We start from the raw sequence: 19,440 nt of genomic DNA, 5'->3' as shown, positions 1-19,440 counted from the left end.
GCGGCGGAGCCGTTCGAGGTGCTCACGATCTACAGTTTCGAGGGCGACAAGTGCGCCCGCGTGGAGTTCATTCGCTGATGGCTGACCGTCATATCGAACCCGATACCCCCGAGCTTCGGGCGCGTTGGGGCAGCTTTGCCTGGACGGCGCAAAACGCTGAAAAGGCGAAGGAAATCATCGCGCGCTATCCCGCGGGGCGGCAGCGTTCGGCGGTGATGCCGCTGCTTGATCTGGCGCAGCGGCAGGTGGGTGCCGAAGAGAACACGCAAGGCTGGCTGCCGATTCCGGTGATGGAGTATGTGGCGGCGCAGCTCGACATGCCGATCATCCGCGTGGTCGAAGTGGCGACGTTCTACACGATGTACAACATCGCGCCGATCGGCCGGTTCCACGTGCAGGTTTGCGGGACGACGCCGTGCATGCTGCGTGGGTCTGACGACATCATGGCGGCGTGCAAGGCGAAGGGGCTCAAGAAGGGCCACACGACGGACGACGGCGTGTTCACGCTGACCGAGGTGGAATGCATGGGCAACTGCGCCTCCGCCCCGATGGTCCAGATCAACGACGACAACTACGAGGACCTGACCGCGGCGGACATGACGCGCATCCTCGATGAGCTGGCGGCGGGCAAGCAGCCGAAGACCGGCACGCAGCTGCCGGGCCGCCATACCGTCGAGCCGCTGGGCGGGCCGACGAGCCTGACCGCGATGGTCGGCGCGAACCATGATTACCGGGGGGAATGGTGATGGCCCTCAAGCAGGTGCTGATTGCAGTGGGCGCGGTTCTGATGGGGCTGGGGCTGCTCGATCTGGCGCGTGACGGCTCGCTCGGATCATGGGCGATTGCGATAGCCGCGCTGCTGATCGCCTTTGCGACGCGCGGCGATGCGCCGAAGAAGGGAGCGGACAATGCTCGCGGATAAGGACCGGATTTTCACCAACCTCTACGGCTATCAGCCGTGGAACCTGAAGGCAGCGCAGGCGCGCGGGGATTGGGACAACACCAAGGCCCTGCTGGAACGCGGGCAGGACGCGATCATTCAGGAGATCAAGGATTCCGGCCTGCGCGGGCGCGGCGGGGCGGGCTTCCCGACCGGCATGAAGTGGTCGTTCATGCCCAAGGAAAGCAAGGACGGCCGTCCGAGCTTCCTCGTGATCAATGCCGACGAATCTGAACCCGGTTCGTGCAAGGACCGCGAGATCATCCGCCACGATCCGCACAAGCTGATCGAAGGCGCGCTGGTGGCAGGCTTCGCGATGCGCGCGCGGGCGGCCTATATCTACATTCGCGGCGAATATATCCGCGAGGCCGAGACGCTGTTTGCCGCGGTGGCCGAGGCCTATGAGGCGGGGCTGCTGGGCAAGAACGCCTGCGGTTCGGGCTATGATTTCGACGTCTTCGTCCACCGCGGCGCGGGTGCCTACATCTGCGGCGAAGAGACCGCGATGATCGAGAGCCTCGAAGGCAAGAAGGGCCAGCCGCGTCTCAAGCCGCCGTTCCCGGCGGGTGCGGGCCTATATGGCTGCCCGACCACCGTGAACAATGTCGAGAGCATCGCGGTCGCGCCGACGATTCTGCGGCGCGGCGCGGCGTGGTTTTCGAGCTTCGGGCGCGACAACAACAAGGGCACCAAACTCTTCCAGATCAGCGGCCATGTCGAAAAGCCCTGCGTGGTGGAAGAGGCGATGAGCATCCCGTTCAGCGAGCTGATCGAGAAGCACTGCGGCGGCATTCGCGGCGGGCGCGACAATCTGCTCGCGGTGATCCCCGGCGGGTCCTCGGTGCCTTTGGTGCCGGCGGCGGAAATCTGGGACGCGCCGATGGACTTCGACGGCCTGCGCGCGGTCGGCTCGGGCCTCGGCACGGCGGCGGTGATCGTGATGGACAAGTCCACCGATATCGTCCGCGCGATCAGCCGGCTGTCCTACTTCTACAAGCACGAAAGCTGCGGCCAGTGCACCCCGTGCCGCGAAGGCACCGGCTGGATGTGGCGCGTGATGGAACGCCTGCGCACCGGTGACGCGGCGGTCGAGGAAATCGACATGCTGCAGCAGGTGACCAAGCAGGTCGAAGGCCACACGATCTGCGCGCTGGGCGACGCGGCGGCCTGGCCGATCCAGGGCCTGATCCGGCATTTCCGGCCCGAAATCGAGCGCCGGATTGCGGAAAATCAGCGGGAGGCGGCGGAGTGATGAGGGGGGCGACGGTACATGAGCGTCTTTTTGCTCAAAGGCCTGATCATCATTGTGATGCTGGGGATCGTCGTTGCGGCGTTCTTCACCATGATGCTCATGCTGACAGGCCAGTTCAATTTCTGGTTGCTGCTTGTCGTGCTCATTCTGGAAATCGCGGCGCAAATCTGGCTGCGCAGCTTCTACGACCGGTTACCCGGGATCTGGGGCTGATTGCTGGAGTTCCGCACAATGCCTAAACTCAAAGTAGACGGCGTAGAGCTCGAAGTCCCCGCAGGCGCGACGGTGCTGCAGGCGTGCGAGCTGGCCGGTAAGGAAATCCCCCGCTTCTGCTATCACGAGCGGCTGTCCATCGCGGGCAATTGCCGCATGTGCCTCGTTGAAGTGAAGCCCGGGCCGCCCAAGCCGCAGGCCTCGTGCGCGCTGCCCGCGAGCGAGGGGCAGGAGATCCGCACCGACAGCGAGATGGTCAAGAAGGCGCGCGAAGGGGTGATGGAGTTTCTCCTCATCAACCATCCGCTCGATTGCCCGATCTGCGATCAGGGCGGCGAATGCGATCTGCAGGACCAGTCGGTCGCTTATGGGCGCGGCAAGTCGCGCTATGACGAGAACAAGCGCGCGGTCACCGAGAAGTACATGGGTCCGCTGATCAAGACGGTGATGACCCGCTGCATCCACTGCACCCGCTGCGTGCGCTTTTCCGAAGAGATCGCGGGCGTGGACGAGATCGGCGCGCTCTATCGCGGCGAGGGGATGCAGATTTCGACGTACCTTGAAGGTGCGGCGAAGCATGAACTCTCGGCCAATGTGATCGATCTGTGCCCGGTCGGCGCGCTGACCTCGCGGCCTTATGCCTTCGAAGCGCGGCCGTGGGAGCTGAAGAAGACGCTGGGCATCGACGTGTCCGATGCGGTCGGTTCGAACATCCGCATCGACAGCCGGGGCCGCGAAGTGCTGCGCATCCTGCCGCGCGTGAACGATGACGTGAACGAGGAATGGCTGTCTGACCGCGCGCGCTATGTCGTGGACGGGCTGACGCGCCGCCGCCTGGACAAGCCTTGGCTGCGCAAGGATGGCAAGCTGACGGCGGCTTCGTGGGCCGAGGCGTTTGACGCTGTCGCGAAGATCAATCCGGGCGCTTCGGTGGCGGTGATCTCCGGCGATCAGGTCGATTGCGAGACGATGTTTGCGGCCAAGGCTTTGGCGCGCGCGCTGGGTTCGAGCCTGCTCGAAGGGCGGCAGACGGGGCTGGCCTATACCGCAAGCAACATGGCGGCGGTGGCGTTCAATTCAACGCTGAACGGGATCGAGGAAGCGGACGCGATCCTCATCGTGGGTAGCCACGTGCGCGACGAAGCGCCGCTGGTGAATACGCGGCTGCGCAAGGCGGCCAAGAAGGGCGCGAAGGTCTTTGTGATCGGCGCGGCTTGGGAGCCGACGTATCCGGCTACGTTCCTTGGCGAAGACGCAGGCCTTCTCAATGACGTACCGGCCGAAGTTGTGGCCGCATTCGAGGGCGCCAAGAAGCCTGCGATCATTGTCGGCGGGGCTGGCCTTGCGAAGGGTGCGCTGGAAGCGGGTCTGGCGTTTGCCGAGCGCTTCAAGCTCGTCACCGAAGAGTGGAACGGCTTCAACGTGCTCCACATGGCGGCGAGCCGCATGGGCGGGCTGATGCTGGGTTATGCGCAGCCGGGCGGGCTCGCTGATCTGGTCGCGGCCAAGCCGAAGATGGTGATTTCGCTGGGCGCGGACGAGGTGGATTACACCAAGTTTGCCGGTTCGATGATCGTGCATATCGGCCATCACGGCGACAAGGCTGCGCATGCGGCGGACGTTATCCTTCCGGCGGCGGCGTTTACCGAGAAGGACGGCACTTACGTCAACACCGAAGGCCGGGTGCAGTATTCCGAGCGCGCGGTGTACGCGCCCGGGGACGCACGCGAGGACTGGACGATCCTGCGCGCGATGGCGGATGCGCTGGGCGTTTCGGTGGGCTTCGACAGCTTCGAGCAGCTGCGCGCGGCGATGATCGCCGAAGTGCCGGCGCTGGGCGTGGAAGGTCTGGCCGATTACGGCGCGCTTCCGGCGGCTCCTGCGGGCGCCAAGGCCGAGGGTGTGATCGCGGGCTATCCGATCAAGGATCATTACCTCACCAATGCCATCGCGCGTTCGAGCCCGACGCTGCAGCGCTGCTCGGCGGAACTGCTGCATGGTGAGACTTTTGCGGAGGCTGCGGAATGAGCGGTCTCGCGGCAACGCAACCACACTCCGTCACCCTGAACTTGTTTCAGGGTCCATCGTGCCATCATGCGCCGAAGCGTGCGGTGGCGCGCTGGAAGCCGTGCGGCTTGGGAGGCGCTTCGCGTCAGACGGCAGCGTTTGCGGAGAAATGGACCCTGAAACAAGTTCAGGGTGACAGGGTTGGTTTTGCCCGAGTTGGTGTTTGGGGGGTGGCGCTGTGATCCCGTTTTTCAAGGGGCTGGGCCTCTCGTTCGAAGCGGCCTGGACCGTTTCGACGATTGCGGAAATCCTGCTGATCGCCTTGCCGGTCATGCTGGCGGTGGCGCTCGTCATCTATGCCGACCGCAAGATCTGGGCGGCGATGGCGCTGCGCAAGGGGCCGAACGTGGTGGGGCCGATCGGCATCCTCCAGTCGTTTGCGGACGGCCTCAAGGTGTTCCTGCAGGAGACCATCATCCCTTCGGCGGCGAACAAGGGTCTGTTCCTGATCGCGCCGATCATCACGTTTACCGTGGCGCTGATGGCCTGGGCGGTGATCCCGTTCAATTCGGGCGCGGTGCTGGCGGATATCAACGTGGGCCTGCTATATGTCCTCGCGATCTCGTCGCTGGGCGTTTACGGGGTTGTGATCGCGGGCTGGTCGTCGAACTCGAAATACCCATTTTTCAGCGCGATGCGTGCGTCCGCTCAGATGATTTCCTATGAAGTCTCGATCGGCTTCATCCTCATCTGCGTGGTGCTGTGGGCAGGCTCGTTCAATCTGAACGACATCGTCAAGGCGCAGAAGGACCACGTCTGGATCATCAACGGCTTCGTCGCGAACCCGCTGCTGTTCCCGGTCTGGGTGATGTTCCTGATCTCCGGCATGGCCGAAACCGCGCGCGCGCCGTTCGATCTGACCGAGGCGGAAAGCGAGCTCGTGGCCGGCTATCAGACCGAATACTCGTCGATGGCCTTCGCGCTCTACTGGCTGGGCGAATATGCCAACGTGCTCCTGATGTGCGCGCTGAATGCCACGCTGTTCTGGGGCGGCTGGCTGCCGCCGCTGGACTTGCCGGTGCTCTATCTGGTGCCCGGCCTCGTGTGGCTGCTGCTCAAGATCCTGTTCTTCTTCTTCATCTTCAGCTGGGTCAAGGCGACGGTGCCGCGCTACCGCTATGACCAGCTGATGCGGCTGGGGTGGAAGATCTTCCTGCCGCTTTCGCTGTTCTTCGTGTTCGCGATCAGCGGATACCTCATGGCCACCGGACATTTCGCATGACCGTCTCGCAGATCATCAAGAGCTTCACGCTGTGGGAGTTCGTCAAGGCGCATTGGCTGACCTTGAAGTATCTCTTCAAGCCCAAGGCGACGATCAACTACCCGTTCGAGAAGAACCCGCTCTCCCCGCGCTTTCGCGGTGAGCATGCGCTGCGCCGTTATCCCAACGGCGAAGAGCGCTGCATCGCGTGCAAGCTGTGCGAGGCGGTGTGTCCGGCGCAGGCGATCACCATCGAGGCGGAACCGCGTGAGGACGGCAGCCGCCGCACCACGCGCTATGATATCGACATGACCAAGTGCATCTTCTGCGGCTTCTGCCAGGAAGCCTGCCCGGTCGATGCCATCGTCGAGGGGCCGAACTTCGAATACGCGACCGAAACGCGCGAGGAACTGCTCTACGACAAGTCCAAGCTGCTCGCGAACGGGGACAAGTGGGAGCGGGCGCTGGCCGCGAACCTTGAAGCCGATGCACCGTACCGCTAGGGGCCGCGCAACATGATACAGGCATTCGCCTTTTACCTTTTTGCGAGCCTCGTGATTGCCTCCGGCGCGATCACCATCCTCGCCCGAAATCCGGTCCATTCGGTGCTGTGGCTGATCCTCGCGTTCTTCAACGCGGCGGGGCTGATGGTGCTGGTCGGCGCGGAGTTCATCGCGATGCTGCTGGTCATCGTCTACGTGGGCGCGGTCGCGGTGCTGTTCCTGTTCGTGGTCATGATGCTCGACATCGACTTTTCGGAAATGCGCGCAGGCTTCATCAAGAACGCGCCGCTGGGGCTGATGATCGCCGCGGTGCTGCTGGCCGAGCTGGTGCTGGGCGTGGGCGCCTGGAACAGCGGCGCGCTGCAGCTGGGCGTGGCGGACGGCGCTTCGGCGACGCCGGAGGGGCTTTCGAACACCGCTGCGATCGGGGCGCTGCTCTACACGCGCTACCTGTTCCTGTTCGAGGCGGCGGGGATCGTCCTCCTCGTCGCGATGATCGGGGCCATCGTGCTGACGCACCGCCAGCGTGAGGGTACGCGCGGCCAGAACGTCGGCCGCCAGATCGCGCGCCGTCCGGAAGAGGCGACGGTCAACGTCAAGCCCGCCGTCGGGCAGGGGGTGACGCTGTGATTGGTATTGAACACTATGTCGTGGTGAGCTCGATCCTGTTCGTGCTCGGCGTGCTGGGGATCTTCCTCAATCGCAAGAACGTGATCGTCATCCTGATGGCGATCGAGCTGATCCTGCTGGCGGTGAACATCAATCTCGTCGCGTTCAGCGCGTTCCTGCACGACCTTGTCGGCCAGATCTTCGCGATGTTCGTGCTGACGGTGGCGGCGGGCGAGGCGGCGATCGGGCTTGCCATTCTCGTCATCTACTTCCGCGGCCGCGGCACGATTGCGGTCGATGACGTCAACCGGATGAAGGGGTGATGGCGGTGCAAACCATAAATAGGGACAGTCCCTATTTTTGCCGCATGGATTGGCGCGTGGGCTGCAGGCCGCTGCCCGCAAAAATAGGGACTGTCCCTATTTATGGAGGTGAGCGGTGAGTTCGGTCCAGCTTATCGTATTCCTGCCGCTTCTGGCAGCGCTGGTCGCAGGGCTGGGCGCCCGGCTGATCGGCAAGGTGCCGGCCAAGGTCGTGACGACGGGGGCTCTGTTTGCATCCTGCGCGCTTTCGTGGCCGATCTTCCTTTCGTTCCTGAGCGGCAGCGCCGAGGCTTCGGTCGTGCCGGTGCTGCAGTGGGTGCGTTCGGGCGATCTCGACTTTCAGTGGGCGCTGCGCGTCGATACGCTGACCGCAATCATGCTGGTGGTTATCACCAGCGTCTCGGCGCTCGTCCACCTGTACTCTTGGGGCTACATGGACGAGGATCCGGATCAGCCGCGGTTCTTCGCCTACCTTTCGCTGTTCACTTTCGCGATGCTGATGCTGGTGACGGCGGACAACCTCGTGCAGATGTTCTTCGGCTGGGAAGGGGTGGGCCTTGCCTCGTACCTCCTGATCGGGTTCTGGTTCAGGAAGCCCAGCGCAAACGCTGCCGCGATGAAGGCCTTCGTGGTCAACCGCGTGGGTGACCTTGGCTTCATGATGGGCATTTTCGGGACTTTTCTGGTGTTCGGCACCGTCTCGATCCCGGCGATCCTGGCGGCGGCGCCGGGCATGGCTGGCTCGACCATCGGGTTCCTGGGCCACCGCTTCGATACGATGACGGTGCTGTGCATCCTGCTGTTCATCGGCGCGATGGGTAAGTCGGCGCAGCTGGGTCTGCACACCTGGCTGCCGGACGCGATGGAAGGCCCGACCCCGGTTTCGGCGCTGATCCACGCGGCGACCATGGTGACCGCTGGCGTGTTCATGGTCTGCCGTCTTTCGCCGATGTTCCAGACGAGCGAAACCGCGATGCATGTGGTGACCTATGTCGGCGCGGCGACGCTGTTTTTTGCTGCGACGATCGGCACGACACAGTGGGATATCAAGCGCGTCATCGCCTATTCGACCTGCTCGCAGCTCGGCTACATGTTCGTGGCGGCGGGTGTGGGCGCGCCGGGCGCGGCGATGTTCCACTTGTTCACCCACGCGTTCTTCAAGGCGCTGCTGTTCCTGGGTGCGGGCTCGGTGATCCACGCGATGCACCACGAGCAGGACATGCGCTATTACGGCGGCCTTCGTAAGCACATCCCACTGACGTTCTGGGCGATGATGATGGGCACGCTGGCGATCACCGGCGTGGGTATCGTCGACGTCTTCGGGTTTGCGGGCTTCTACTCTAAGGATTCGATCCTTGAGGCGGCTTACGGCTCTGGTTCGGCGAGCGGGCACTTCGGGTTCTGGATGGGCATCACCGCCGCGCTGCTGACTAGCTTCTACTCGTGGCGTCTGATGTTCCTGACCTTCTGGGGCAAGCCGCGCTGGGAGCAGTCCGAGCATATCCAGCATGCGGTGCATGACGCGCATGGGCATGACGATCACGCCCACGGTCACGGTCACGGCCATGATGATCACGCGCACGGCCATGCCTCGCATGACGGCACGGCGGGCTATCACCCGCATGAGAGCCCGCTTTCGATGCTGCTGCCGCTGGCGCTGCTGTCGGTCGGCGCGGTGCTGGCGGGCTTCGTGTTCCACCACGCGTTCATCAGCGAGGGCGGCGGCGAGTTCTGGAAGGGCAGCGTCGCGTTCAGCGAGCACCTGATCCACGAAATGCACGGTGTGCCGGAATGGGTGAAGTGGGCGCCGTTTGCGGTTATGGCGACCGGCCTTGCCGCAGCCTATGTCGCCTATATCGCCAATCCGGGCATTCCGGCGGCATTCTCCGGCGCCATCGGGCCGCTCTACCGCTTCGTGCTGAACAAGTGGTACTTCGACGAGCTCTACAATGCGGTCTTCGTGAAGCCCGCGATGGCACTCGGCCGCCTGTTCTGGAAGCAGGGTGACATCGGCGTGATCGACCGCTTCGGGCCCAACGGCGTGGCGGCAGTGGTCGCGCGCGGCAGCCGGATCGCGGTGCGGCTGCAGTCCGGATACCTCAACAGCTATGCGCTGGTCATGCTCGTCGGCCTTGTCGGCGCGGTCAGCTGGGTGATTGCGAAATGAGCGGCTTTCCCATCCTTTCCCTGATGCTGCTGGTGCCGCTGGTCGGCGCGGTGGCCTGCCTCATGGCGGGGCGCGAGGGCGCGCGGATGATCGCGCTGGCGGTGACGCTGGTCGATCTCGTGCTCGGCGCGGTGCTGTGGTCGCAGTACCAGATCGGCGGGCCGCAGTGGCAGTTCCAGGAGCATGCCTCGGTCTTTGCCGGCTTTGAATGGAAGCTCGGCATCGACGGGATCGCGCTGCTGCTGATCGCGCTGACGGTGTTTCTCATGCCGATCTGCATCGGCGCGAGCTGGAACGCGATCGAGAAGCGGGCGGGCGAATACTACGCCAACTTCCTGATCATGGAGACGCTGATGATCGGCGTCTTCACCGCGCAGGACTTGTTCCTGTTCTACATCATGTTCGAAGCCGGCCTCATCCCGATGTACCTCATCATCGGCATCTGGGGCGGCGCGGACCGCATCTACGCCAGCTACAAGTTCTTCCTCTACACGCTGCTCGGATCGGTGCTGATGCTGATCGCGATGATGTGGATGGTGAACGAGGCGGGCACGAGCGATATCCCGACCTTGATGGCCTACAGCTTCCCGGTAAAGGCGCAGACCTGGCTGTGGCTCGCGTTCTTCGCGAGCTTTGCGGTGAAGATGCCGATGTGGCCGACGCACACCTGGCTGCCCGACGCGCACGTGCAGGCGCCGACGGCAGGTTCGGTGATCCTCGCGGGCGTGCTGCTCAAGATGGGCGGCTACGGCTTCATCCGCTTCTCGCTGCCGATGTTCCCCGAAGCCTCCGCGCAGTTTGCGCCGCTGATCTACGGGCTCTCGATGGCGGCGGTCGTCATCACCTCGCTGATCGCGCTGGTGCAGCACGACATGAAGAAGCTGATCGCCTATTCCTCGGTCGCGCACATGGCGATCGTGACGGTGGGGCTGTTCGCCTTCAACCGGCAAGGGCTTGAAGGCTCGATGATAGTGATGCTGAGCCACGGCATTGTCTCGGGCGCGCTGTTCCTTGCCGTCGGCGTGATTTATGACCGGCTGCACACGCGCGAGATCGACCGCTACGGCGGCCTTGCGATCAACATGCCGGCCTATGCGCTGTTCTTCATGCTGTTCACGATGGCCTCGGTCGGCCTGCCGGGCACCAGCGGGTTCGTGGGCGAGTTCCTCTCGCTGCTGGGTATCTACGCGCAGTCGAGCTGGGTGGCGCTGGTGTGCACCACCGGCATCATCCTTGGCGCGGCCTACATGCTCTATCTCTATCGCCGCGTGGTGTTCGGCGTGCAGAAGAACGAGGACGCGGCCGCGATGCCCGACCTTGATGCGCGCGAATGGGCGATGATGATCCCGCTCGCCGCGGCCGTGATGTGGATGGGTGTCTACCCGGAAACCTTCCTCGCGCCGATGCGCAAGGACATTGCCGGGCTTGAAGCGCGGCTGGCGCAGGCGCGGCCGAAGGGCGATGCCGATGTGCAACTGGCGGCGATGCCGCCTGCCGCGAAGACACATGAACATGGGGAATCGATGGAACACGGCCCAGAGTCCCACGGGGCTGAAGCTGCTCATGAGGAGGCGCACTGATGGAACTGCTGCGCTCTCTGGCGATCACCGGGACCGAGGAAGTCCTCAGCGTTTCCGGCCTGATCCTGCTGCTCGCCGCCGCCTGGGGGGGTGACAAGGCGAGCCGCGCGATTTCGATCGCGGCGGTGGCTGCGCTGACGGTCTGCGCCGTGCTCACCGTGCCGGCGCTGAGCGGGGCCGCGATGGGGCCGGGCGTGAGCGCCTGGAACGGCCAGTTCAGCGGCGATGCGTTTGCCGCTTTCGGCAAGCTGCTGATCTACGTCGGTGCCGCCGTCACCCTGATCGTCGCGCCTGCCTTCTTCGAGCGCGAGAACGCGATGCGCGCGGAGTTCCCGCTGCTGGTACTGCTCGCCTCGATGGGCATGGGCATGATGGTCTCGGCGACCGACATGCTCGCGCTCTATATCGGGCTCGAGCTCAACAGCCTTGCCGCCTATGTCATGGCCGCGTTCCTGCGCAGCGATGAGCGGTCGGCGGAAGCGGGCCTCAAGTACTTTGTGCTCGGCTCGCTCGCCTCGGGCATTCTGCTTTATGGCATCAGCCTGACCTACGGCTTCACCGGCAGCACGAGCTTTGCCGGCATTCACGGCGCGCTCGCCGGGCCGCTTTCGATGGGCGCGACCTTCGGGATCGTGTTCGTACTGGCGGGCCTTGCTTTCAAGGTGAGCGCGGCGCCGTTCCACATGTGGACGCCCGACGTTTATGAAGGCGCGCCGACCCCGGTGACGACTTTCTTCGCGACCGCGCCCAAGGTGGCGGCACTGGCACTGCTGATGCGGGTCAGCCTGTTTGCTTTCGGCGCGCAGCCGGGGGCGTGGCAGCAGATTGTGATTTTCGTGGCGCTGCTCTCGATCGTGATCGGTGCGCTGGGGGCGATCGGGCAGGACAATATCAAGCGTCTGCTCGCCTATTCCTCGATCAACAACGTCGGCTTCATGCTGATCGGCCTTGCCTGCGCCAATCAGGCGGGCGCGGCGGCGATGCTGGTCTACCTTGCGATCTATGTCGCGATGTCGGTCGCAGGCTTTGTCGCGGTGCTGATGCTGCGCGATGCGGACGGGGCGCCGGTCGAGTCCATCGCGGCGATGGCGGGCCTTTCCAAGACCCGGCCGATGCTGGCGCTGGCGCTTGCTGCGGTCATGTTCAGCCTGGCTGGCATTCCGCCGCTGTTCGGGTTCTGGGGCAAGTTCGTGGTGTTCCAGGCGGCAGTGCAGGCAAACCTGCTTTCGCTCGCGGCCATCGGCATCGCGGCTTCGGTGATCGGCGCGTTCTACTACATCAAGGTCGTCAAGGTGATGTACTTCGACGAAGCGGCGGACGTGGTGACGGGCCAGAGCGACATGGCGCAGCGCGTGCTGCTGTTCGTGTCAGTCGTGGCGATCTCGCCGCTGGGCTACCTGCTGACAAAGTCGCTGGGCGTGCTGGCCGGCCATGCGGCCGCCGCGCTGTTTCACATTGCATGATGCGCTGAGCGGGCGGTGCCGGACCCGCTGATCAAGGTCGTTGCGGAAATCGCCTCGACCAATTCGGCGCTGCTCACGCGGCTTGCCCAAGGCGAGGCCCCGGCGGAAGGCCACTGGCTCGTGGCCGACAGGCAGACCTCCGGGCGCGGGCGCGCCGGGCGGGTCTGGACCGGCGGGCTTGGCAACTTCATGGGATCGACGGCGGTCGCTCTGCGCGACTCCGACGCGCTGCCTCAGACGCTGGCGCTGGTTGCGGGCGTGAGCGTCCACCGGGCGCTGATGGCGGTGGTGCCGGAGCTGGCTGGCCTCGCGCTCAAATGGCCGAACGACTTGCTGGTGGGCGAGGCGAAGCTCGGCGGCATCCTGCTCGAGCGGCAGCGCGATGCGGTGATCGTCGGCATCGGGGTCAATCTGGCCGAGGCGCCTGAAGTACCGGGCCGCAAGACGGTGTCGCTGGCAGCGCTTGGCTACGCCGTGAGCCGCGATGCTTTTGCCTCGGCGCTGGCGGCCAGCTGGGCGGAAGACCTCACGGCCTGGCATGCCGGTGCCTGGCCCATGCTGCGCGAGGACTGGCTGGCGCGGACCTTGCCCAAGGGCACGCTGCTGGGCGTGAACCTCACCGAGGAAGGCTACGTGATCGGCGGTTTTGCGGGGCTGGAGCCCGATGGCGCAGTCCTTCTGCGCTTGGCGGACGGGTCCGTCCGTGCCATCCACGCCGGAGACGTCGAGCTTATCGGCGCAGGAGGAACGAGCGATGCTTCTGGCGGTTGACGTTGGCAACACCAACGTTGTCTTCGCGCTGTTTGACGGGCGGGAAATCCGCTCGCGCTGGCGGGTGGCGACCGATCCGCGGCGCACGGCGGACGAATATGCGGTGTGGCTGCTGCAACTGATGAAGCTGCAGGGCTTCGATCCCGAACGCGTGCGGCAGATCCTGATTTCCACGGTGGTGCCGCGCGCGCTGCACAACCTGCAGGTGCTGGGACAGAAGTATTTCGGCATCGATCCGCTGATCGCCGGGCAGCCGCCGGTGGAGTGGGGTTTTGTCGCCGATGTCGAGCAGCCGCGCTCGCTGGGGGCGGACCGCGCGGTCAACACCGTGGCGGCGCATGCGAAGTATGAGGGCGACCTGATCGTCGTCGATTTCGGCACGGCGACGACGTTCGACGTGGTGGATGCAAGCGGGGCCTACAAGGGCGGGATCATCGCGCCGGGCATCAACCTGTCGCTCGATGCGCTGGTGACGGCGGCGGCCAAGCTGCCGCGCATCGCGATTGCGCCGCCGCAAGGCAACAATCGCAGCGTGATCGGCCGTAACACTGAAGATCAGATGCAGATCGGCGTGTTCTGGGGCTATGTGGCCATGATGGAAGGCCTGATATCCCGTCTGCGCGCCGAAATCGGACGCCCCGCCAAAGTGGTCGCCACCGGCGGGCTTGCCGTTCTGTTTGACGAGCACACGACGATCTTCGACCACGTCGACACCGACCTGACGCTGGATGGCATTGCCATCCTGGCCGAGCGCGTCGGAAAGTCCTGATTTTTCGGGCCCCAGGGCCCCAAGTGAACTGGAAATTCTGTGAAACCCGGTAAGGAATTGCTGTTTCTCGCGCTCGGCGGATCGGGCGAGATCGGCATGAACGTCAATCTCTACGGCTGCAATGGCAAGTGGCTGATGGTCGACCTCGGCATGACCTTTGCCGATCCCTACTATCCGGGCGTCGATCTGGTGTTCGCCGATCTGTCGTTCATCGAGGAGCGGCTGGACGATCTGGTCGGCGTCGTGCTGACCCATGCGCACGAGGACCACATCGGCGCAGTGCCCTATTTCGCGCTCGATCTCGGCGTGCCGCTCTATGCGACTCCGTTCACCGCGCGGCTGGTGGCGGAGAAGCTGGCCGAGGCGGGCATCTCGAAGCAGGTGACGCTGAATACGATTCCCAACGATTCGTCGCTGAGCCTCGGACCGTTCGACGTGCGCTATGTGCCGCTGGCGCACTCGATTGCCGAGGGCAATGCCCTGGTGATCGAGACGCCGTATGGCCGGGTGTTCCACACCGGTGACTGGAAGCTGGATGACGAGCCGCTGATCGGCGTGCCGGCGACCGAGGGCGAGCTCACCGCGCTCGGCGACCAGGGCGTGCTGGCGCTCGTTTGCGATTCGACCAACGTGTTCAATCCGAAACCTTCGGGCTCCGAAGGCGCGGTGCGCAGCGGGTTGATGGACATGGTGGCCGGCCTCAAGGGCAAGCGCGTGGTGGTGACGACCTTCGCCTCCAACGTCGCGCGGCTGCAGACGCTGGGCGAAGTAGCCGAGGCGACCGGGCGCAAGCTTTGCGTGGCGGGGCGCTCGCTCGACAGGATCATCGGCGTGGCGCAGGCGAGCGGCTATCTCGAACACTTTCCCGAGACGGTCAGCATGGACGAGGCGATGGACCTGCCGCGTGGGCAGGTGCTCGTGCTCGCCACAGGTGGGCAGGGCGAGGCACGGGCGGCATTGGCGCGGATCGCTTCGGACTCGCATCCCGTGAAGCTCGAGAAGGGCGATGCGGTGATCTTCTCGAGCCGCCAGATCCCCGGGAACGAGCTCGCCATCGGGCGGGTGCAGAACCAGCTGGCCGCCAAGGGCGTGGAAATCCTGACCGACCGGCAGGGGATGATCCACGTTTCGGGCCATCCGGGGCGGCCAGAGCTGGAAGCGCTCTACAGCTGGATCAGGCCGGAGATGCTTGTGCCGGTGCACGGCGAGATGCGCCACATGGCCGAGCAGGCGCGGCTGGGCAAGGCTTGCGGCATCCCCCGCACGATCGTCCAGAAGAACGGTGATGTGGTGCGGCTGGCGCCGGACGGGCCGGTGAAGCTCTCGGAAGTGCGCAATGGCCGGCTGGTGCTGGATGGCGACATCATTGCGCCGGCGGACGGCAGCGCGATGTCGCAGCGGCGCAAGCTGGCGGAAAGTGGGCTGGTAGTGGCGGCGCTGGCGGTCTCGGCGGTGGGCAGGCTGACGTCTGAGGTCGAGATCGCCGCGGTCGGCCTGCCGCTCGAAGAGGACATGGACGCGTTCATCGCCGAAGCGCAGGGGGATGTCGAAAAGGCCGTGACCGCGATCAAGGGCGACAAGAAGCGCGACCGGGCGGCGATTGCCGAGACGGTGCGGCTGACGGTGCGGCGTGCGGCGCAGCGCTGGTCGGGCAAGAAGCCCGTCGTGCAGGTCATGCTGCGGGAAGGCTGAGGCAGATGAAGTGGACTTCGATTGCCGCGATCTGGGCGCTGTTCTGGGTGCTCTCGGCGTTCCTCGTCATGCCCTTCGGCGTGCGGACGGCGGATGAGCTGGGCATTAAGAAAGTGCCGGGGCAGGCGCCAAGTGCACCCGCGAACTTCAATCCGCGCCGCATTCTGCTGCGCGCGACGGTGCTTTCGGCGGTGCTGTTCTGGCTCTACTATGCCAACTACGTGAACCGCTGGATCACGATCCAGGACCTCGACATCGCGCCGCTCTTGGGGATCTGAGGTTCCCCTCTCCCAACCCTCTCCCCTGAAGGGGAGAGGGCTATCTCAGACGCCTTCGAGCGCGTAGCCGGCGGAGCGGACGGTACGCACCGGATCGGCGGCGCCGGGGATGGCAATGGCCTGACGCAGGCGGCGGATGTGGACGTCCACCGTGCGTAGCTCGATATCGCTGCCGCTGCCCCACACCGCATCGAGCAGTTGCCCGCGCGAGAAGACGCGGCCCGGATGCTCCATGAAATGGCGTAGCAGACGGAACTCGGTCGGCCCGATCTTGATCGCCTGACCGCAGCGGGTGACGCGATGCGCGGTGGGATCAAGCGCGAGATCGCCCACGGTGATCGTCTCGCCAGCCAGCGCGGGGCGGACGCGGCGCAGCACGGCACCGACGCGGGCGATCAGCTCGCGCGGGGAGAAGGGCTTGGTGACATAGTCGTCCGCGCCCGTTTCAAGGCCGCGCACGCGGTCGTCCTCGTCGCTGCGCGCGGTGAGGATGATGATCGGAACATGGGCGGTTGACTTGTTGCGGCGCAGGCGGCGGCAGACTTCGATGCCGCTGGTGCCGCCGATCATCCAGTCAAGCAGAACGAGGTCTGGGGTGTCCTCGGCGGCGAGGAGCAGGGCCTCGTCACCATCATCGGTCGTGCGCACGTCGTACCCCTCGCCGCGGAACCGGTATTCCACCAGTTCGGCCAGCGCGGTATCATCCTCAACCAGAAGCAGTTTCGGCGCGGACATCGATAACCCCCGGATGCAATCACTGACCGTCAGGCATGACAGTCACATTGCGCAAACACGCCATTTGTTACGCAGTCGTGACGCCGGACGTGCCGCTCAGACCGGCGGGATGACCTCGTCCCGTTCGGGCAGGTAGGTTCCCGTCGCGGCGTAGTGGACCATTTCGGCAATGTTGGTGGCATGATCGCCGATCCGCTCGATATTGCGGGCGACGAACATGAGCTGCGCGACCGAGCTGATCGTCGCCGGGTTTTCGACCATATAGGAGACGAAATTGCGGAACACGCTGTCGTAGAAGGCATCGACCTTGGCGTCGCGCTTGACGATTTCGGCTGCGGCGACCGGATCGCGCGCGGCATAGGCGGTGAGCACATCGTGCACCATGTCGCCCGCGAGTTCGTTCATCACCGGCAGCAGGGTGAGCGGTTCGAAGCGTTTGCGGCCCTCGATATGGCCGACGCGCTTGGCGATGTTCTTGGCATAATCGCCGATGCGCTCGATCACGCCGGCGATTTTCAGCGCCGCGATCACTTCGCGCAGATCATCCGCCATCGGCGCGCGCAAGGCGAGCACGCGGACCGAGAGCCGGTCGACCTCGCCCTCCAGATGGTCGATCCGCTTGTCGCGCGCGATCACGCCATCAGCGAGTTCCTGGTTGCCGCTGACGAGCGCGTCCATGGCCTCGGCCACGGAAAGCTCGGCCAGGCCGCCCATCTCCGCGACAAGGCCGCGCAGGCGGGTGATGTCTTCGTCGAACGCCTTGACGGTGTGCTCGGCCATCATCGTTCCTTACCCGTACCGACCAGTGATATAATCCTTGGTCTTTTCCTCACGCGGATTGGTGAATATATCGGAAGTTGTACCGTATTCGACGATCTTGCCGAGATGGAAAAACGCGGTGCGCTGCGAAACACGCGCGGCCTGTTGCATCGAGTGGGTCACGATCACGATGGCATAGCGGCCGCGCAGTTCGTCGATCAGTTCCTCGATGCGCGCAGTGGCGATCGGATCGAGCGCCGAGCACGGCTCGTCCATCAGGATCACCTCGGGATCGACCGCGATCGCGCGCGCGATGCACAGGCGCTGCTGCTGGCCGCCCGAAAGCGCGGTGCCGCTGTCGGTCAGGCGGTCCTTGACTTCGTCCCACAGGCCGGCGCGCTGGAGCGACTGTTCGACAATGCCGTCAAGCTCGCCCTTGCTGGACGTGATGCCATGGATGCGGGGCCCGTAGGCGATGTTCTCGTAAATCGACTTGGGGAAGGGGTTCGGCTTCTGGAACACCATCCCCACACGCGCGCGCAGCTGCACGACGTCCATGCCGGAGCGGTAGATATCCGCCCCGTCGAGCAGGATCTCGCCTTCGACGCGCGCACTCGGGATCGTGTCGTTCATGCGGTTGAGGCTGCGCAGGAACGTCGATTTGCCGCAGCCCGAGGGGCCGATGAACGCGGTCACGTAGTTCTGCGGGATCTCGATCGAGACATCGTCGATCGCGCGCTTCTGGCCATAGAAAACCGACACGCTGCGCGCGCTGATCTTGGAGGACCCGACCGGTTCGGGGAACACGGGGGGCGCAGACTGGTTTGCCGCTTCCGCAGCCGGGACAGGAGCGTTCATGTTACCACCGTTTCTCGAAGCGATTGCGCAGGTAGATCGCGATGCCGTTCATCACGAGCAGGAAGATCAGGAGCACGACAATCGCCGCGCTCGTGCGCTCGATAAAGCCGCGGTCGATCTCGTCAGACCACAGGAAGATCTGCACCGGCAGCACAGTGGCGGGCGAGGTGAAGTCGCTCGGCGGGCTGGCGACGAACGCACGCATGCCGATCATCAGCAATGGCGCGGTTTCACCGAGCGCGCGAGCCATGCCGATGATCGTGCCGGTGAGAATGCCGGGGAGCGCGAGCGGGAGGACGTGGTGGAACACGACCTGCACCGGGCTGGCGCCCATGGCAAGCGCGGCATCGCGGATCGAGGGGGGCACCGCCTTGATCGCGTTGCGGCCCGAGATCACGATGACCGGCATGGTCATCAGCGCCAGCGTCATGCCGCCGATCAGCGGGGCCGAGCGGTAGTTCGGAAACGCGGCCAGAAAGACCGCGAGACCGAGCAGACCGAAGATGATCGACGGCACGGCGGCAAGGTTGTTGATCGAGATTTCGATGATGTCCGTCCAGCGGTTCCGCCCGGCATATTCCTCGAGGTAGAGCGCCGAGAGCACGCCGACCGGGAAGGCGAGGACGAGGGTGATGAACATAGTCATCATCGAGCCCTTTAGCGCGCCCCAGATGCCCACGCTCTGCGGATTGGTGGCATCGGCGCGGACGAGGAAGCCGGTATCGAAGGCGCGGACAAGAGCGCCTTCACGCGCGAGTCTGGCGGCGCGCTGCCGCAATTCGGGAACGCCGCCGCCGCGCTGCGCATTGGCGAGATCGTCGCTGGCGGGAAGCGAAACCTTGAGTTCGCCCGACATCAGCAGCGAGGGATCGTCAATCAGCTTCTGGCCGACTTCGCGCCAGGCGCCATCCGCGATCAGGGCATCGCCGTCTGGTCCGAAGGCCTGGGTTGCCGCCGATTTGACCAATGCGGGGAGGCCCGCCACTTCCAGCCCGCCCAAGGGATCGGGCTGCGCGAGGCGCGCGGGATCGATCTGGATGTGACCGCGGATCGGCACGGACATGCGGATCTCGCTGCGCTGGAAGCCGGCCCAGCCGCTCGAGGCCATCGAGACCAGCAGCAGGACGAGGATCAGCGCGGAGAAGCTCACTGCACCGAAGCCCGCCCAGCGGAACAGCGTGTCGGAGCGGTAGCGCCTCGCAAGGCCGGCCTGCATCCGGGCCTGACGCGCTGCGCGAAGCGCTTCGAGCGCGGCAGGAT

Annotated in this window: 20 protein-coding genes; 16 read left to right on the top strand and 4 right to left on the bottom strand. The window is 64.9% G+C overall.

Features of this window, described 5'->3' with window-relative positions; genetic code table 11:
• The first annotated feature begins 77 nt into the window (after nt 1-77).
• The 16 genes from K5Q19_RS12115 to K5Q19_RS12040 all read left to right on the top strand — a co-directional run bounded on the left by K5Q19_RS12115 (nt 78) and on the right by K5Q19_RS12040 (nt 15,828).
• Complete coding sequence (locus K5Q19_RS12115) at nt 78-746, top strand: NAD(P)H-dependent oxidoreductase subunit E (RefSeq protein WP_292945423.1); 669 nt, start codon at nt 78-80, stop codon at nt 744-746.
• Entirely contained in the window at nt 746-922 is a 177-nt protein-coding gene (locus K5Q19_RS12110; protein ID WP_292945420.1) for a hypothetical protein, read from the top strand. Before K5Q19_RS12115 ends, K5Q19_RS12110 begins: the two co-directional genes overlap by 1 nt.
• Nucleotides 909-2,192 carry an NADH-quinone oxidoreductase subunit NuoF gene (nuoF, locus tag K5Q19_RS12105; RefSeq protein WP_292945417.1) on the top strand — a complete coding sequence of 428 codons (1,284 nt, stop codon included), beginning with the start codon at nt 909-911 and terminating at the stop codon, nt 2,190-2,192. Before K5Q19_RS12110 ends, nuoF begins: the two co-directional genes overlap by 14 nt.
• A gap of 18 nt (nt 2,193-2,210) precedes the next feature.
• On the top strand, nt 2,211-2,405 hold the full coding sequence (locus K5Q19_RS12100) for a hypothetical protein (RefSeq protein ID WP_292945414.1): 195 nt from the start codon (nt 2,211-2,213) through the stop codon (nt 2,403-2,405).
• An 18-nt stretch (nt 2,406-2,423) separates the two neighbouring features.
• Nucleotides 2,424-4,433, top strand: coding sequence for an NADH-quinone oxidoreductase subunit NuoG (gene nuoG / locus K5Q19_RS12095; RefSeq protein WP_292945411.1), 2,010 nt, complete (start codon nt 2,424-2,426; stop codon nt 4,431-4,433).
• 217 nt (nt 4,434-4,650) lie between these two features.
• Complete coding sequence (gene nuoH, locus K5Q19_RS12090; protein WP_292945408.1) at nt 4,651-5,694, top strand: NADH-quinone oxidoreductase subunit NuoH; 1,044 nt, start codon at nt 4,651-4,653, stop codon at nt 5,692-5,694.
• Entirely contained in the window at nt 5,691-6,176 is a 486-nt protein-coding gene (nuoI, locus tag K5Q19_RS12085; RefSeq protein ID WP_292945405.1) for an NADH-quinone oxidoreductase subunit NuoI, read from the top strand. Before nuoH ends, nuoI begins: the two co-directional genes overlap by 4 nt.
• Before the next feature lie 12 nt (nt 6,177-6,188).
• Nucleotides 6,189-6,806 (top strand): NADH-quinone oxidoreductase subunit J, encoded by a 618-nt coding sequence (locus K5Q19_RS12080; protein ID WP_292945402.1) that lies wholly within the window; start codon nt 6,189-6,191, stop codon nt 6,804-6,806.
• Nucleotides 6,803-7,108 carry an NADH-quinone oxidoreductase subunit NuoK gene (gene nuoK / locus K5Q19_RS12075; RefSeq protein ID WP_292945399.1) on the top strand — a complete coding sequence of 102 codons (306 nt, stop codon included), beginning with the start codon at nt 6,803-6,805 and terminating at the stop codon, nt 7,106-7,108. Before K5Q19_RS12080 ends, nuoK begins: the two co-directional genes overlap by 4 nt.
• Before the next feature lie 115 nt (nt 7,109-7,223).
• Entirely contained in the window at nt 7,224-9,275 is a 2,052-nt protein-coding gene (gene nuoL, locus K5Q19_RS12070) for an NADH-quinone oxidoreductase subunit L (protein ID WP_292945396.1), read from the top strand.
• Nucleotides 9,272-10,855 (top strand): NADH-quinone oxidoreductase subunit M, encoded by a 1,584-nt coding sequence (locus tag K5Q19_RS12065; protein ID WP_292945393.1) that lies wholly within the window; start codon nt 9,272-9,274, stop codon nt 10,853-10,855. Before nuoL ends, K5Q19_RS12065 begins: the two co-directional genes overlap by 4 nt.
• Nucleotides 10,855-12,318: an NADH-quinone oxidoreductase subunit NuoN gene (gene nuoN / locus K5Q19_RS12060; protein ID WP_292945390.1), complete on the top strand. Its 1,464-nt coding sequence runs from the start codon at nt 10,855-10,857 to the stop codon at nt 12,316-12,318. The genes K5Q19_RS12065 and nuoN overlap by 1 nt, the downstream gene beginning before the upstream one ends.
• Nucleotides 12,319-12,333: 15 nt before the next feature.
• Nucleotides 12,334-13,089, top strand: coding sequence for a biotin--[acetyl-CoA-carboxylase] ligase (locus K5Q19_RS12055; protein WP_292945387.1), 756 nt, complete (start codon nt 12,334-12,336; stop codon nt 13,087-13,089).
• The gene (locus tag K5Q19_RS12050; RefSeq protein WP_292945384.1) at nt 13,073-13,858 is read left to right on the top strand and encodes a type III pantothenate kinase; all 786 of its coding nucleotides are present in this window, start codon (nt 13,073-13,075) and stop codon (nt 13,856-13,858) included. The genes K5Q19_RS12055 and K5Q19_RS12050 overlap by 17 nt, the downstream gene beginning before the upstream one ends.
• A 39-nt stretch (nt 13,859-13,897) precedes the next feature.
• Nucleotides 13,898-15,550, top strand: a complete 1,653-nt coding sequence (locus K5Q19_RS12045; protein ID WP_292945381.1) for a ribonuclease J — start codon at nt 13,898-13,900, stop codon at nt 15,548-15,550.
• A 5-nt stretch (nt 15,551-15,555) separates the two neighbouring features.
• On the top strand, nt 15,556-15,828 hold the full coding sequence (locus K5Q19_RS12040; RefSeq protein ID WP_292945378.1) for a DUF1467 family protein: 273 nt from the start codon (nt 15,556-15,558) through the stop codon (nt 15,826-15,828).
• Nucleotides 15,829-15,873: 45 nt separating this feature from the next.
• On the opposite strand, the gene phoB is transcribed toward K5Q19_RS12040, so the two are convergent.
• The 4 genes from phoB to pstA all read right to left on the bottom strand — a co-directional run bounded on the left by phoB (nt 15,874) and on the right by pstA (nt 19,396).
• Nucleotides 15,874-16,563: a phosphate regulon transcriptional regulator PhoB gene (gene phoB, locus K5Q19_RS12035; protein ID WP_292945375.1), complete on the bottom strand. Its 690-nt coding sequence runs from the start codon at nt 16,561-16,563 to the stop codon at nt 15,874-15,876.
• Between the two features lie 96 nt (nt 16,564-16,659).
• Nucleotides 16,660-17,346, bottom strand: coding sequence for a phosphate signaling complex protein PhoU (phoU, locus tag K5Q19_RS12030; RefSeq protein ID WP_292945372.1), 687 nt, complete (start codon nt 17,344-17,346; stop codon nt 16,660-16,662).
• 6 nt (nt 17,347-17,352) lie between these two features.
• On the bottom strand, nt 17,353-18,180 hold the full coding sequence (gene pstB, locus K5Q19_RS12025; protein WP_292945369.1) for a phosphate ABC transporter ATP-binding protein PstB: 828 nt from the start codon (nt 18,178-18,180) through the stop codon (nt 17,353-17,355).
• Nucleotide 18,181: 1 nt separating this feature from the next.
• A complete protein-coding gene (pstA, locus tag K5Q19_RS12020) occupies nt 18,182-19,396 on the bottom strand; it encodes a phosphate ABC transporter permease PstA (protein ID WP_292945429.1) in 1,215 nt (404 codons plus the stop codon).
• Nucleotides 19,397-19,440: the final 44 nt, after the last annotated feature.

Origin of the sequence: Novosphingobium sp., from assembly GCF_019748365.1 — a bacterium.
In the GTDB taxonomy this organism is placed as follows: domain Bacteria; phylum Pseudomonadota; class Alphaproteobacteria; order Sphingomonadales; family Sphingomonadaceae; genus Novosphingobium.
Note: the sequence above shows the minus strand (reverse complement) of the source record. Positions and strands in the feature narration are given on the sequence as shown.

Excerpts from the sequence above, each read along its gene's own strand:
- phoU (WP_292945372.1), bottom strand. The coding sequence starts at position 17,346 with ATGATGGCCGAGCACACCGTCAAGGCGTTCGACGAAGACATCACCCGC.
- K5Q19_RS12050 (WP_292945384.1), top strand. The coding sequence starts at position 13,073 with ATGCTTCTGGCGGTTGACGTTGGCAACACCAACGTTGTCTTCGCGCTG.
- phoB (WP_292945375.1), bottom strand. The coding sequence starts at position 16,563 with ATGTCCGCGCCGAAACTGCTTCTGGTTGAGGATGATACCGCGCTGGCC.
- K5Q19_RS12040 (WP_292945378.1), top strand. The coding sequence starts at position 15,556 with ATGAAGTGGACTTCGATTGCCGCGATCTGGGCGCTGTTCTGGGTGCTC.
- nuoN (WP_292945390.1), top strand. The coding sequence starts at position 10,855 with ATGGAACTGCTGCGCTCTCTGGCGATCACCGGGACCGAGGAAGTCCTC.
- nuoF (WP_292945417.1), top strand. The coding sequence starts at position 909 with ATGCTCGCGGATAAGGACCGGATTTTCACCAACCTCTACGGCTATCAG.
- pstA (WP_292945429.1), bottom strand. The coding sequence starts at position 19,396 with ATGCAGGCCGGCCTTGCGAGGCGCTACCGCTCCGACACGCTGTTCCGC.
- nuoI (WP_292945405.1), top strand. The coding sequence starts at position 5,691 with ATGACCGTCTCGCAGATCATCAAGAGCTTCACGCTGTGGGAGTTCGTC.
- pstB (WP_292945369.1), bottom strand. The coding sequence starts at position 18,180 with ATGAACGCTCCTGTCCCGGCTGCGGAAGCGGCAAACCAGTCTGCGCCC.
- K5Q19_RS12080 (WP_292945402.1), top strand. The coding sequence starts at position 6,189 with ATGATACAGGCATTCGCCTTTTACCTTTTTGCGAGCCTCGTGATTGCC.
- nuoG (WP_292945411.1), top strand. The coding sequence starts at position 2,424 with ATGCCTAAACTCAAAGTAGACGGCGTAGAGCTCGAAGTCCCCGCAGGC.
- K5Q19_RS12065 (WP_292945393.1), top strand. The coding sequence starts at position 9,272 with ATGAGCGGCTTTCCCATCCTTTCCCTGATGCTGCTGGTGCCGCTGGTC.
- K5Q19_RS12110 (WP_292945420.1), top strand. The coding sequence starts at position 746 with ATGGCCCTCAAGCAGGTGCTGATTGCAGTGGGCGCGGTTCTGATGGGG.
- K5Q19_RS12115 (WP_292945423.1), top strand. The coding sequence starts at position 78 with ATGGCTGACCGTCATATCGAACCCGATACCCCCGAGCTTCGGGCGCGT.
- K5Q19_RS12100 (WP_292945414.1), top strand. The coding sequence starts at position 2,211 with ATGAGCGTCTTTTTGCTCAAAGGCCTGATCATCATTGTGATGCTGGGG.